19 protein-coding genes are annotated in these 11,280 nt (G+C 58.5%); 5 read left to right on the forward strand and 14 right to left on the reverse strand.

Features of this window, described 5'->3' with window-relative positions; genetic code table 11:
- Positions 1-42: 42 nt before the first annotated feature.
- Both ACR0MV_RS11360 and ACR0MV_RS11365 read right to left on the reverse strand, forming a co-directional pair.
- Positions 43-399 (reverse strand): diacylglycerol kinase, encoded by a 357-nt coding sequence (locus ACR0MV_RS11360; RefSeq protein WP_480702189.1) that lies wholly within the window; start codon positions 397-399, stop codon positions 43-45.
- A gap of 132 nt (positions 400-531) precedes the next feature.
- Positions 532-720 carry a hypothetical protein gene (locus ACR0MV_RS11365; RefSeq protein ID WP_058275732.1) on the reverse strand — a complete coding sequence of 63 codons (189 nt, stop codon included), beginning with the start codon at positions 718-720 and terminating at the stop codon, positions 532-534.
- 214 nt (positions 721-934) lie between these two features.
- Between ACR0MV_RS11365 and ACR0MV_RS11370 the strand changes: the two genes are divergently transcribed.
- Complete coding sequence (locus ACR0MV_RS11370; RefSeq protein ID WP_170423010.1) at positions 935-1,177, forward strand: CDGSH iron-sulfur domain-containing protein; 243 nt, start codon at positions 935-937, stop codon at positions 1,175-1,177.
- On the opposite strand, the gene ACR0MV_RS11375 is transcribed toward ACR0MV_RS11370, so the two are convergent.
- The 5 genes from ACR0MV_RS11375 to ACR0MV_RS11395 all read right to left on the reverse strand — a co-directional run bounded on the left by ACR0MV_RS11375 (position 1,178) and on the right by ACR0MV_RS11395 (position 3,111).
- Positions 1,178-1,546: a DUF6455 family protein gene (locus ACR0MV_RS11375; protein WP_367647636.1), complete on the reverse strand. Its 369-nt coding sequence runs from the start codon at positions 1,544-1,546 to the stop codon at positions 1,178-1,180.
- Entirely contained in the window at positions 1,435-1,686 is a 252-nt protein-coding gene (locus tag ACR0MV_RS11380; RefSeq protein ID WP_170423012.1) for a DUF6455 family protein, read from the reverse strand. Before ACR0MV_RS11380 ends, ACR0MV_RS11375 begins: the two co-directional genes overlap by 112 nt.
- Positions 1,687-1,694: 8 nt before the next feature.
- Positions 1,695-1,970, reverse strand: a complete 276-nt coding sequence (locus ACR0MV_RS11385) for a DUF6455 family protein (protein ID WP_480702190.1) — start codon at positions 1,968-1,970, stop codon at positions 1,695-1,697.
- 68 nt (positions 1,971-2,038) lie between these two features.
- On the reverse strand, positions 2,039-2,407 hold the full coding sequence (locus ACR0MV_RS11390) for a YigZ family protein (RefSeq protein ID WP_475204876.1): 369 nt from the start codon (positions 2,405-2,407) through the stop codon (positions 2,039-2,041).
- Positions 2,404-3,111 (reverse strand): M48 family metalloprotease, encoded by a 708-nt coding sequence (locus ACR0MV_RS11395; protein ID WP_170423016.1) that lies wholly within the window; start codon positions 3,109-3,111, stop codon positions 2,404-2,406. The genes ACR0MV_RS11390 and ACR0MV_RS11395 overlap by 4 nt, the downstream gene beginning before the upstream one ends.
- A 122-nt stretch (positions 3,112-3,233) precedes the next feature.
- Here ACR0MV_RS11395 and ACR0MV_RS11400 point away from each other — a divergent pair, with 122 nt between their 5' ends.
- A complete protein-coding gene (locus ACR0MV_RS11400) occupies positions 3,234-3,482 on the forward strand; it encodes a hypothetical protein (RefSeq protein WP_170423018.1) in 249 nt (82 codons plus the stop codon).
- Here the strand turns inward: ACR0MV_RS11400 and ACR0MV_RS11405 are convergent.
- The gene (locus ACR0MV_RS11405; protein WP_480702191.1) at positions 3,470-3,745 is read right to left on the reverse strand and encodes a DUF167 domain-containing protein; all 276 of its coding nucleotides are present in this window, start codon (positions 3,743-3,745) and stop codon (positions 3,470-3,472) included. The genes ACR0MV_RS11400 and ACR0MV_RS11405 overlap by 13 nt on opposite strands.
- A gap of 138 nt (positions 3,746-3,883) precedes the next feature.
- On the opposite strand from ACR0MV_RS11405, the gene ACR0MV_RS11410 reads away from it, so the two are divergent.
- Both ACR0MV_RS11410 and ACR0MV_RS11415 read left to right on the forward strand, forming a co-directional pair.
- Positions 3,884-4,462: a nitroreductase family protein gene (locus tag ACR0MV_RS11410; protein ID WP_480702192.1), complete on the forward strand. Its 579-nt coding sequence runs from the start codon at positions 3,884-3,886 to the stop codon at positions 4,460-4,462.
- A complete protein-coding gene (locus ACR0MV_RS11415; RefSeq protein ID WP_480702193.1) occupies positions 4,459-5,157 on the forward strand; it encodes an EI24 domain-containing protein in 699 nt (232 codons plus the stop codon). Before ACR0MV_RS11410 ends, ACR0MV_RS11415 begins: the two co-directional genes overlap by 4 nt.
- Before the next feature lie 3 nt (positions 5,158-5,160).
- On the opposite strand, the gene ACR0MV_RS11420 is transcribed toward ACR0MV_RS11415, so the two are convergent.
- Together ACR0MV_RS11420 and mce are read right to left on the reverse strand one after the other, a co-directional pair.
- On the reverse strand, positions 5,161-5,436 hold the full coding sequence (locus ACR0MV_RS11420; RefSeq protein WP_170466629.1) for a DUF1467 family protein: 276 nt from the start codon (positions 5,434-5,436) through the stop codon (positions 5,161-5,163).
- A 21-nt stretch (positions 5,437-5,457) separates the two neighbouring features.
- A complete protein-coding gene (mce, locus tag ACR0MV_RS11425) occupies positions 5,458-5,862 on the reverse strand; it encodes a methylmalonyl-CoA epimerase (protein WP_480702194.1) in 405 nt (134 codons plus the stop codon).
- A gap of 135 nt (positions 5,863-5,997) precedes the next feature.
- On the opposite strand from mce, the gene ACR0MV_RS11430 reads away from it, so the two are divergent.
- Positions 5,998-6,714: a response regulator gene (locus ACR0MV_RS11430; RefSeq protein ID WP_480702195.1), complete on the forward strand. Its 717-nt coding sequence runs from the start codon at positions 5,998-6,000 to the stop codon at positions 6,712-6,714.
- Positions 6,715-6,955: 241 nt separating this feature from the next.
- Here the strand turns inward: ACR0MV_RS11430 and aspS are convergent, their stop codons facing one another.
- The 4 genes from aspS to ACR0MV_RS11450 all read right to left on the reverse strand — a co-directional run bounded on the left by aspS (position 6,956) and on the right by ACR0MV_RS11450 (position 11,208).
- Positions 6,956-8,731 carry an aspartate--tRNA ligase gene (aspS, locus tag ACR0MV_RS11435; protein ID WP_480702196.1) on the reverse strand — a complete coding sequence of 592 codons (1,776 nt, stop codon included), beginning with the start codon at positions 8,729-8,731 and terminating at the stop codon, positions 6,956-6,958.
- Between the two features lie 79 nt (positions 8,732-8,810).
- Positions 8,811-9,482, reverse strand: a complete 672-nt coding sequence (locus tag ACR0MV_RS11440; protein ID WP_480702197.1) for a CPBP family intramembrane glutamic endopeptidase — start codon at positions 9,480-9,482, stop codon at positions 8,811-8,813.
- On the reverse strand, positions 9,482-10,126 hold the full coding sequence (locus ACR0MV_RS11445; RefSeq protein ID WP_480702198.1) for an aminotransferase class IV family protein: 645 nt from the start codon (positions 10,124-10,126) through the stop codon (positions 9,482-9,484). The genes ACR0MV_RS11440 and ACR0MV_RS11445 overlap by 1 nt, the downstream gene beginning before the upstream one ends.
- On the reverse strand, positions 10,081-11,208 hold the full coding sequence (locus ACR0MV_RS11450; protein WP_480702199.1) for an aminodeoxychorismate synthase component I: 1,128 nt from the start codon (positions 11,206-11,208) through the stop codon (positions 10,081-10,083). Before ACR0MV_RS11450 ends, ACR0MV_RS11445 begins: the two co-directional genes overlap by 46 nt.
- Positions 11,209-11,280: the final 72 nt, after the last annotated feature.

Raw genomic sequence — 11,280 nt, forward strand, 5'->3', positions numbered from 1 at the left:
CATCCCAGCTTCTCGCCGTACTGATATACAGTTAGCTTTGCCTCAGAACAGGCTCAGCAAGGCCACGACCCAAGCGACGCCCGCCGCGACCGCAGTCAAGGACACAGCTGCGCTGGCCGTGTCTTTGGCCTGACCCGCCAGAATATTGTGGTCTGTTGATGTGTGGTCCACCGCACGTTCGATCGCGGTATTGAACAGTTCCGCGATCAACACAAAAAGCCCCAACACCAGTATGAGGGCGCGCAAACCATCTGAGAGCGGAAGTAAGATAGCCAAAGCTGCTGAGATGAGGTTCGCCCAGACCCAGCACCGGAACGAGTATTCTTCGCGCCACGTAACGGCCAGACCCTGCCAGCTCCATCTGGTGCGATCCTTCAGGCGCGAGAAGAAGTTTTTCATGTGTCCTCGGTCGTTTTGTGGACCACACAGAAACCTGATCAACAGGCCGGAGACAAGAAAAAACCGCCCCTTGGGCGGTTTTGAATTTCGTGGTTGTGCGAGCGGCCTTGAAGAAAGCCGCTCGCGGAAAGCTTATTGAGCGACCGGGTTACAGATGGTCTGACCCGCTTCGGTCGTGGCCAATTCGGTTCCTGCCGGACAGCTCGGCGTGCCGAACTTGTCATATTCGGGCGTGATGTACACCGGTGTCGGTTCTTCCTGCTGCGAGCATGCAGCCAGAACCAGGGCGATTGCGCTTACGGCAGCGAATTTAAGTTTCATGTCCGTCAATCCTCTAAAAATTTTTCCTATTGACCTACAACCTCGGGCCAGTCTCAAAATACGACCTCATTGATATTATTGCAACAAAATCAATCACAGAATTGTGAGAGCGGCAAAACCATGCTTTTGGTGCTGAGGATGAAAGGCCCGCTACACCTTGGGTGCAATGGCCCTATAGTTGATTCACGACATCAGCCAACAGCGGAGGAGCCACATGTCAGATCGGCCAAATATCGCCCAAAAAGCCCCCTATCCGGTCGAAGTGACCGAGGGCAAAAGCTATCTTTGGTGTAGTTGCGGCAAATCCGAACGGCAGCCGTTTTGCGATGGTTCACACAAGGGAACAGGGTTCGAGCCGGTGAAATACACGGCAGAGGCCAGCAAGAAAGTGTTCTTTTGCGGCTGCAAACAAACCTCTAATCCGCCGCTGTGCGACGGGGCGCATTCCAAAATCTGACTAGGGCTTCAGCGCGTTCAAACTGTCCGCATTGGCGCAAAACTCCGGCGCCGATGCGGCTTGGGCCTGTTGTTGCGACAGCCAAACCTCGCATTGACCGCTGCAATTCGCAGCACGGCAGCGCGTTACGATTCGAGAATATTCGTCCGCGGACAGTCGCCCTTCGGCCATCGCTTCGGTCAATGAGATGTCCATGCACCTGGCCACCGACCTGGTCAGCCAGAAGTGTTTTTCAACATCTCCCAGAATGTCCCGACTCATTGGCAATCCCGTCCTTGCTGCGCACGAAGCGCTGCGAATCTTTCGCGGTTCGGGCAGGTTTCCGGGGCGTCCTGAGCAATTTCCGTGTTCTGCAACCAGTCTTTGCATCTGCAGGCCCATTCGCATCCCTGACACCGCCGAACCATCTCGGCCCAGTCTTCCTGGCTCAGACGTCCTTGTCGATGTTCGGCCACTATGTCCGAGCCCACCACCTGCCCCATGCGCAACACAAGGCGATGATGGGCCATGGTTTTTCCTAACCGTTGCATTCGCTTTCCGATATAGATGTCAGCCGATCAAACAATGCGGTGTTTCGACAGTACTCCGGTGTCTTACGATCTTGGGCCGGTTGCCCAAGGAATTGTTCGCAATGGCCCGGGTTCGAGCAGTCGCTGCACCGCAAGACTGCCTCGGAAATCTGATCTATTGAGATTTCACCGTCAATTGCTGCACTTTCCAGATCCACCCCCACGCGGGTTGCCATTCTGTCTACCAGTGCTGCATGTCGTTTCAGAGTATCCTTGCCCAGCATAGCGCTCTCTCCCTGTCGCACAGCCCAGACAGGATAACGCGGTTGTTCGGGCGGGCCTTTGACTCAGGTCAAGACCCTACACCGATATGGTCAAGATACGCCCGCGTGGCGTCCTGCACCCGGCGAAAGCGGTCTCCGCCAAGCTTTTTCCCACCGTACCAGCGGGTTACGATGACAACGTGGTCGTCCAGCCCTGCCCTTTCGAGCATGCGCAGGATCACCATCCCCGCGCCACTTTCACCGTCATCGGCCTTGAGCGCGCCTGTGGGCAGCACCGCCGCCCACGTATTGTGCGTCGCTTTGGCATAGCTTTTATCGGCCTTGAGCTCTTTCAATACGGCATCCACATCGTCCCGGCTCTGAACCGAGGCCCCGGACACAGCATATTTCGACCCTCGGTCCGTTAGGATCACGCCCATCTGTACTAAAGATGTCATTGCGTCAGCCCGATCTTCCGCGCCGTTTCCTGAACAATCTGAACACGCTGAGCGTTCGGGGGGTGCGACGTCAGAAAACTGTCGCCCGGATCGGGAAGCCGGTCAAAGTACTTTGCGCCGATCAACGGGTTGTACCCCGCATTATAGGTAATGATTGTGCCCAACTGATCGGCTTCCAGTTCAAAGTCTTTGATGTAGACCTGCGCCCCGACCTGTGCGCCCAATTTTTGCGCTTCTTCAATGGCCGCGCCGTCTGCACCACCCAACCGGGCGAGTTCACCAAAGATCGCGGCACTGTCGCGCGCGTTTCTGGACTGCCGGGGAATATGACGCAGGATATGATGGGCGGCCTCATGCCCCATAACAAAGGCAAGTTCATCCGCGTTGGCTGCGGATTCGATCATCGACCGGGTAAAAATGATGACGGGCTGGTCTTTGTCGTCCAGCGTCTGAAAGGCGTTGGCCTCAGCGTTTGGATTCAGGTCGACCAGTATCGTGAAATCGCAATTGGCGACATTTGCGCGCCGCACGCATTCCCGGCGAGCCTGCTCTCCAACCTGTTGACTGACCTGCCTGAATGTCTCCGCCTGAGCGCGGAACGCTTCCGTCTCGGGCGACCATTCGGCCACGGGCTGCACACGCAAGGTGTTGGCGCCGCACGCCGCCAGAAACAGGGGAAGCAACAAACAGATCAGACGGCGCATTCTATATCCTTTGAAACGGGCGGCCCGTTTTTCAAATCATAGCGCGCCTGCCCGGGGATCGCCACTGTGGGATTGCCAAGGTACGGGTTGCATTGCGACCGCCCGGCCTGCACTCTGACAATATGTTTTCGATTGAGCATGAATTCGACTCGACGGTCATTACTCTGGTGGACGAAGGCCCAAAGCCTTTGCAAGAGGATGTCGTCATCAACAGCTTCGCCGAATGTGTGACGCTTGAACAATTGGACCCGCGCACGGATCAGATTCTGAGGATCACCCTGTCCCCCGAACAAGTGCGCGATCTGGCCGCCGCGTTGGACCTGCCCGAGGGCGTGTACCAGATCCGTGAAACATCGGGTCAAAGCGAATAGACAAAGGTTTTCTCGCGCGAAGTCTGGCCCCGTTTGAGGGTCAGCTTTGACGGTGCCACCCCCATTGCCTTGGCCAAAATGGCACGTACGGCTGCATTCGCCTTCCCGTTTTCGGGCGGTGCCGTGACAGCGATGCGAATAGCGCTGTCGCGGACTGCAATGCCGTCTCTTGCGGCCTTGGGCGTGACTGTGACCGAAATCTCTGCCCCCGGCACCGCGCGTTGGCTCAGATCCGGCATGTTTTGCAGTTTTGGCTTGGCCATCGTCCACCACGTCCTGATCAACAGACTTGCACGATCGTTCAGGGAATGAAAATGATCCCCTACATCCAGCCGCTTGCTCTTGAAACACGCCAGATGTTCAACCACATACACAACCGCCTATGTAAAGGAAGTTAACATATGTCCTTGAAGAATCCGGCCGCTCTGGAGTTTCTGCAAACACGCCGCTCGCGACCCGCGAAAACGCTGGTTGCACCCGCACCTACGCGGGAACAGCTATTGCCACTGTTGACCGCCGCCGCACGTAGCCCCGACCATGGCAAGCTGGAGCCCTGGCGCTTTGTTGTGCTTGAGAAAGGTGCCATGTCACGGCTGGCACAATTAACCGAAGAAAGCGGCGTAGCCCTGGGCAAATCCCCCGAGGACATCGCCAAGGCGCGCACCCAATTCGACATGGGCCATCTGGCGGTTGCGGTGATTGAAGTACAGAAGCCTTCGGAAAAGATTCCGGCGATCGAACAGACCTATTCTGCTGGTGCGGTGTGCCTGGCCCTTCTGAATGCCGCCCTGGCGGCCGGTTGGGGCGCCAATTGGCTGTCAGGCTGGCAAACCCATGACAAAGCCTTTTGCCAAAAGGCCTTTGGGCTGCAAGATAACGAGCGCGTTGCGGGCCTGATCCATATCGCAACCGAAGGCAGCACCCCGCCCGAACGCCCACGCCCCGACGTGACCGCATTGACGGAATGGGTCACGGAATGATCATCTTTAACGCCTTCTTCGCAGCCCTCGGTCAGATCGGAGACCCAAAGTTCCGGGCTGTCCTACTGCGCGGGGTCGGCTTAACAGTCGTGCTACTGATCGCCGCCTGTGCAGTGGCGATCTGGCTGATCAACTGGCTGTCAGGGGATGAAATCTCTCTGCCCTTTGTCGGGGCTGTGCCGTGGCTGAACGACGTGCTGAACTATTCCGGCATCTTCGTCGTTCTGGTCCTGCCGGTTTTCCTGATGGTCCCGGTAGCCTCGGCAATCACGTCGATGTTTCTGGAAGAGGTCGCACAAGCTGTCGAAGACAAGCACTACCCAAGCTTGCCGAAGGTGCCCGGCATCCCATTCCGGGAGAGCGTAATCGACGGGCTGGGCTTTATGGGCGTTCTGATTGCCGCCAACCTGCTAGCGCTGATCCTCTACGCGATCTTCACCCCTCTGGCCCCGTTTATCTTTTGGGCCATGAACGGGTTCCTGCTGGGTCGGGAATATTTCACCTTGGCGGCCATGCGCCGGGTGGGTCGCGAAGGCGCGCGTAAACTGCGCGCCAAACATGCGACAACTATTTGGATCGCAGGAACATTGATGGCAATCCCGCTCTCGGTGCCGCTGGTGAACCTTGTGATCCCGATCATCGGAGCCGCGACATTCACCCACATCTACCACAAGCTGGCGCGGCCCATGGCCTAGTGGTCAGCCGCGCGGCCCCATCTGGTTCAACCAGTCAAAGTCGCGCACCGAAATCAGGCCTGACAGGATAATTCCGGCTATGATTGCCCAGAGCACCACCGTTATTCCGGTGGTGATCCACATCTTCTTTTTCATGTGATGCACTTCCGGCGCACCCGAATGGGTGCCCGGAACGATATCACCCAGATCACCCTGCGTCTTGATGCGGATGGGCAGCACCACCAGCAAGGTCATGAACCAGATTACGGCAAACAGAACCGCAGCAGCAGTAATCGTCATCTCATCCCCTCCGGGGTTGCGTTAAACCTGTTCTAGCTCGACAAGGCAGCCGTTAAAGTCCTTGGGGTGCAGGAATAGCACGGGTTTGCCATGCGCACCGATCTTGGGCTCACCCGAACCCAGCACGCGCGCACCGGTTTCCTTCAGGTGATCGCGCGCAGCGATGATGTCCTCGACCTCATAGCAGACATGGTGGATACCGCCTGTGGGGTTCTTTTCCAGAAACCCGTTGATCGGGCTGTCGTCGCCCATCGGGTAAAGCAGTTCAATCTTGGTGTTGGGCAGTTCAATGAACACGACGGTCACACCATGATCGGGTTCGTCTTGCGGAGCCCCAACCTTGGCGCCCAGCGCATTGCGGTATTGCTCGGACGCGGCTTCAAGATCAGGCACGGCAATAGCGACGTGGTTCAGACGACCAATCATGGAACTCTCCTTACGTTCTGCGTTGCAGCGGTTATGGGGGTTGAATGATCAAAGAACAAGTGCGCCAAATTGCCGTTAACGCCGTGTTAGCCAGAAGTTCCTAGCGTGAGGCATCTGCTGATTAGGAGTTCTGCCATGGACGATTCGAGCCCCTTCGCCTCACCCGCGCAGCCAACGGCCACACGGCCGCTGCTGGGACAAACCATTCTGGTTGTGGAAGACAGCCGCTATGCCTGCGATGCCATCCGGTTGATGTGTCTGCACAGCGGCGCGCGCATCAGGCGTGCGGATTGCCTGCAGTCGGCGCGTCGGCATCTGCAGATTTACCGCCCCTCTGTCATCCTGATCGATATGGGGTTGCCGGATGGCTCTGGCGCGGATCTGATTGCCGAATTGTCCGAGGCTACGCCACGCATCGGTGCTGTCCTGGGCATGTCCGGCGATGACTACACCGAACGCGCCGCGATGCGAACGGGGGCGGATGGGTTTCTGGCAAAACCTCTCAAGTCCCTGGCCTATTTCCAGACCTCGATCCTGGAACTTCTGCCCGAAGACCGCAGGCCCAACAGCCTGCACGCTGTCCGAGATGAGGTTATTCGCCCCGATCCGATGGCTTATCAGGACGACATGGCCCATATCGCAGACGTTCTGGCCGGACCGAATGATCAACGCACGTTGGACTACGCGGCCCAGTTCCTGCGCGGCGTTGCGCGGGATGCCGAAGATACGGTTCTGGCAGACGCAGCACAACGGCTGGCTGAGTCACGTGCTGGCGGCACCCCCGTCACAGCCGTAGCGGCGCAGGTCGCCGGTTTGGTGCAATCGCGCCTCCAACAGCGCGAGGCGATATAAGATGGTGACAGCCTATTTCATAACCGCGACGATCCTGTGCATCTGGGCGTATTCACACACCCGCGCGACGGCGCGCAGTATTCGCAGCAGCCGCAGATCACTTAAGGACCCGCTGATCTGAAGTTGCAGCAATAGGCCTAGGCAGATAAGCAGGCAAATGGTTTGCGCCGGTCCCCCCAACGTTCCGGAGCAAGCCACAAAAAAAACCCGCTGCAAGTGATGCAGCGGTTTTTTGTCAACTTCAGTCCTGAGGAATGATCCTCAGACCCAGTTCCATCAACTGATCCGAGGTCGGATCCGAAGGCGCATCCATCATCAGATCTTCGGCGCGCTGGTTCATCGGGAACATCATAACCTCGCGAATGTTGGCCTCGTCGGCCAGCAACATCACGATACGGTCGATCCCTGCAGCGCAACCGCCGTGCGGCGGCGCGCCGTAGTGGAACGCGTTGAACAACGCACCAAAGCGGCTTTTCACTTCATCCTCGCCGTACCCGGCCAGCTCGAAGGCTTTCAACATGATCTCGGGCTTGTGGTTCCGGATCGCACCCGAAACCAGCTCATACCCATTACAGGCCAGGTCATACTGGTAACCACGCACATCCAGCGGGTCGCCATTCAGCGCGTCCATTCCACCCTGCGGCATCGAGAACGGGTTGTGTTCAAAATCGATCGCGCCGGTTTCTTCGTCCTGCTCATAAATCGGGAAGTCCACGATCCAGGCAAAGGCAAAGCGGTCTTTTTCAGTCAGGCCAAGTTCCTCACCGATCACATCGCGCGCTTTACCGGCAACCTTTTCAAAGGCTTTCGGCTTGCCGCCCAGGAAAAACGCCGCATCGCCGACGCCCAGACCCAGCTGCTGCCGGATCGCCTCGGTGCGCTCGGGCCCGATGTTTTTGGCCAGCGGTCCCGCGGCTTCCATCCCTTCGCCCTGATCGCGCCAGAAGATGTAGCCCATGCCCGGCAGACCTTCTTTCTGGGCGAATGCGTTCATGCGGTCACAGAACTTTCGGCTGCCACCGCTCGGCGCTGGGATGGCGCGGATTTCGGTGCCTTCCTGTTCCAGCAGCTTCGCGAAGATCGCGAAGCCAGACCCGCGGAAGTGGTCGGAGACCACTTGCATTTTAATAGGGTTCCGCAGGTCGGGCTTGTCGGTGCCGTACCATAGGGCGGCGTCCTTGTAGGAAATCTGCGGCCATTCCTGATCGACCTTACGGCCACCGCCGAATTCCTCGAACACACCGGTCAGAACAGGCTGGATCGTGTCGAACACGTCCTGCTGCTCGACAAAGGACATCTCAAGGTCCAGCTGATAGAAATCAGTGGGCGAGCGATCGGCGCGCGGGTCTTCGTCACGGAAGCACGGCGCGATCTGGAAATACTTGTCGAAGCCCGACACCATGATCAGCTGTTTGAACTGCTGCGGGGCCTGCGGCAGAGCATAGAACTTGCCCGGATGCAGACGCGAGGGCACCAAGAAGTCGCGTGCGCCTTCGGGCGACGAGGCTGTGATGATCGGTGTTTGATACTCACGGAAGCCCTGATCCCACATGCGACGACGCATCGACGCCACAACGTCCGAGCGCAGGGTCATGTTCTGCTGCATCGCCTCACGGCGCAGGTCCAGGTAACGATAGCGCAGACGGGTTTCCTCGGGGTATTCCTGATCGCCGAAGACCATCAGTGGCAGTTCGTCGGCCGCACCCAGAACCTCAAGCTCACGCACGTAAACTTCGATCTCACCGGTGGGCAGTTTCGGGTTCACAAGCTCCGGATCGCGCGCTTTGACGGTGCCGTCGATGCGGATACACCACTCGGACCGCACCTTTTCCAGTTCAGCAAAAGCCGCGCTATCGCCATCGCACAGAACCTGGGTGACGCCGAAATGATCGCGCAGGTCGATGAACAGAACGCCACCGTGATCTCGGACACGATGCACCCAACCGGACAGGCGGACGGTTTCACCGACATTGGCGGCGGTCAGAGCGGCGCAGGTGTGGCTGCGATAGGCGTGCATGGATCATATCCCTTCGGGCGCAGAATTCGTCGCGCCGATACACCCTGTCAGGCTTGGAAAGTCAAGGCAGGTCGCGCCGTCAAAACGGCCTTTGAACGTTGCCGGAATAGAAATAGATGCCCAGACCGGCGGCAAAGATGATGTTCCCGGCGATCGCGTGCAGCAGCACCGCGTAGAAAAACGATCCGCGCTTGCGATAAGCCCAGGTGAACAGCAGCCCTCCGCCAAAGGTCATAACGGCGACGATCCAGCTCCAATACATGAGGTGCGCCAGCGAAAACAGCGAGGCGTTGAGCAGGTAAGCCGCGGACCCGTTCGGCAGGATGGCGTGATAACGGCGGAAAAACAGCGATCGGAACAGCAGTTCTTGCGGCAGGGCCGAAAGCACCGGGTAGCCGAGCCAGATCACAGCCAGGAACTCAGGCCGATAGAGGAGCATGCGAAAGGCAGCGTCCGGGTGCGTGGTCACGACCACTGCCGAGCAAAACGCAGTCATGGCGACACCAAAGATGGCAAGCTCGATCCAAGTCCAGTTACGCCAGTTGTAACGAAGCTCTGCCCATGAAAAACCGGGCGTTATGTGCAATAGGATGATGCCGATGGCGGTGAAAGTGAACAATGATGGAAACATCCAGTTCGGCGGAAAAAACACCGCAATCAGGACTGGAACAGCGATGAAGAAAAGGCCGAACTCCAGACGCAACCGCATGTGGTACGCCGCATCATCCGCCCATTCGCTTTGTCTGGTCACTATCCCACCAACTCCACCCGGATAAGGCCACGTAAGGAATTCCCTACAAAGACCTTTTCCGCGTTTTTCAGATCGGTCAAGGACAAGACGCGTTCGGTAACCTGTTTATTATCAATCAGTTCTTCGCGCAGGATACCGGGCAGCAATCCGCAAGACAGCGGAGGAGTCAGGTATTGCCCGTCCGACATGCGCACAAAGAGATTTGTGATTGTCCCTTCACAGAGTTCATTACGTTCGTTCAGAAACAGCAGCTCATCTACACTATCGGGCAGCGACGCGCGTGCTGCATCATATAGCGCGCGCTGCGTTGTCTTGTGCCTCAGCCAGACGTCCGAAGCGGCCAATCGCGTTTCCGCGACCGCGACGCGCCAAACAGGCGGGTTTTCGGCCAATGCTCCGGTCGTCACTGCAAACGTGCCATCGACGGACAGAGTGAGGCGACACCGCAAAGGCGCATCGCCTGCGATCGCCTCTAACGTTCGGGTAGCTGTTTCGGCCTCAAACGGAACATCCAGCGCCATAGCGGTCCGCGCCATGCGAGCAAGGTGCCGATCCCGGCGCACAAAACCCTGACCAGGCCGAAAAGCCAATGTTTCGATCAGACGGAAGTCAGGATCATCTGGTGCGCAAAGCGGGCTTTCCATAGCGCTTCCTCGTATTCCGATGGGGCGGTGCTGTCCCAAACAACGCCGCCGCCCACGTTCAGGGTGGCTGCGCCGTCCTCGACCATCAGCGTGCGGATGGCAACGTTAAACTCGGACCGTCCATCCGGCGCCGCCCAGCCAATGGCTCCGCAATAGATGTCACGCGGCCAGGGTTCGAGGTCGGAAAGAATCTCCATCGCGCGAATCTTGGGCGCGCCGGTGATCGACCCGCAGGGAAAGAGTGCCGTCAGAATGTCAGACAGTTCCGCGCCCATGTGCAGCTGAGCCTGCACAAGTGAGGTCATCTGATGCACCGTCGCGTAGGTTTCGACCTTGAACAGCTCGGGCACCTTGACCGATCCGGGCATCGCGACACGGCTGATGTCGTTGCGCAGCAGATCGACAATCATCAGGTTCTCGGCCCGGTTCTTTTCGTCACGCGACAGGAACGCGCGGCGGCGGGCATCTTCGGCCTTATCGGCGCTGCGGGGCTGCGTGCCCTTCATTGGGCGCGTCTCGATCCCTCTGTCCGGGTTGGTGCGAAAGAACAGCTCGGGCGAGCGGCTGAGCAAATCGGGCAACCCATCCTGCTGAATCAACGCTCCGTGGCCCACGGGCTGACCGGCTGCCAGCGCTGCATAAAGCGCGGCGCTGTCGCCTTCGACCGTCAGATCAATCGGGAAGGTCAGGTTCGCCTGATAGATGTCCCCTGCTCCGATAGCGTCATGCACCTGCCCGAACGCACGGGTGTACCGCACCTCGTCCCAGCGTGGTTCAAAGCGGGTCACGCCACCGGCCGGCGCGGATAGCGCTTGTTGAACCGGCGTCTCATAGACGCCGAAACACAGCAACGGCAGACGGCGGCCGTTCGGCATCCGGTCAGAGAGGCGTGGTTCCAGCGCATAGCCCAGTTCATAACTGGCATAGCCTGCCAGCCACGCACCGTCAGCGCGCGCGGCATCCAGCGCCGCCAACGCCTGGGGCACGTCCTCCGCATTGTCCGCGCGGATCACGTCGGCTGGCCGGTCGAAACTGGTTCCGGCCCCGGCTGGCCCCTGATCAAAACGAATACGCAATTGCATCCTCAATTTACCGTGCTGCGCGATATAGAGGATACGGCGGAGAGGGAAAGAGGAGAAAGCGGCAATTTCGCC

It is taken from the genome of Ruegeria sp. BC3 (assembly GCF_056539265.1).

Coding starts and splice junctions, on each gene's coding strand:
- ACR0MV_RS11390 (WP_475204876.1), bottom strand. CDS start 2,407: ATGACATCTTTAGTACAGATGGGCGTGATCCTAACGGACCGAGGGTCG.
- ACR0MV_RS11450 (WP_480702199.1), bottom strand. CDS start 11,208: ATGCAATTGCGTATTCGTTTTGATCAGGGGCCAGCCGGGGCCGGAACC.
- ACR0MV_RS11430 (WP_480702195.1), top strand. CDS start 5,998: ATGGACGATTCGAGCCCCTTCGCCTCACCCGCGCAGCCAACGGCCACA.
- aspS (WP_480702196.1), bottom strand. CDS start 8,731: ATGCACGCCTATCGCAGCCACACCTGCGCCGCTCTGACCGCCGCCAAT.
- ACR0MV_RS11370 (WP_170423010.1), top strand. CDS start 935: ATGTCAGATCGGCCAAATATCGCCCAAAAAGCCCCCTATCCGGTCGAA.
- ACR0MV_RS11410 (WP_480702192.1), top strand. CDS start 3,884: ATGTCCTTGAAGAATCCGGCCGCTCTGGAGTTTCTGCAAACACGCCGC.
- ACR0MV_RS11380 (WP_170423012.1), bottom strand. CDS start 1,686: ATGGCCCATCATCGCCTTGTGTTGCGCATGGGGCAGGTGGTGGGCTCG.
- ACR0MV_RS11360 (WP_480702189.1), bottom strand. CDS start 399: ATGAAAAACTTCTTCTCGCGCCTGAAGGATCGCACCAGATGGAGCTGG.
- ACR0MV_RS11420 (WP_170466629.1), bottom strand. CDS start 5,436: ATGACGATTACTGCTGCTGCGGTTCTGTTTGCCGTAATCTGGTTCATG.
- ACR0MV_RS11400 (WP_170423018.1), top strand. CDS start 3,234: ATGTTTTCGATTGAGCATGAATTCGACTCGACGGTCATTACTCTGGTG.
- ACR0MV_RS11415 (WP_480702193.1), top strand. CDS start 4,459: ATGATCATCTTTAACGCCTTCTTCGCAGCCCTCGGTCAGATCGGAGAC.
- mce (WP_480702194.1), bottom strand. CDS start 5,862: ATGATTGGTCGTCTGAACCACGTCGCTATTGCCGTGCCTGATCTTGAA.
- ACR0MV_RS11385 (WP_480702190.1), bottom strand. CDS start 1,970: ATGCTGGGCAAGGATACTCTGAAACGACATGCAGCACTGGTAGACAGA.
- ACR0MV_RS11395 (WP_170423016.1), bottom strand. CDS start 3,111: ATGCGCCGTCTGATCTGTTTGTTGCTTCCCCTGTTTCTGGCGGCGTGC.
- ACR0MV_RS11405 (WP_480702191.1), bottom strand. CDS start 3,745: ATGGCCAAGCCAAAACTGCAAAACATGCCGGATCTGAGCCAACGCGCG.
- ACR0MV_RS11375 (WP_367647636.1), bottom strand. CDS start 1,546: ATGCAAAGACTGGTTGCAGAACACGGAAATTGCTCAGGACGCCCCGGA.
- ACR0MV_RS11365 (WP_058275732.1), bottom strand. CDS start 720: ATGAAACTTAAATTCGCTGCCGTAAGCGCAATCGCCCTGGTTCTGGCT.
- ACR0MV_RS11445 (WP_480702198.1), bottom strand. CDS start 10,126: ATGGAAAGCCCGCTTTGCGCACCAGATGATCCTGACTTCCGTCTGATC.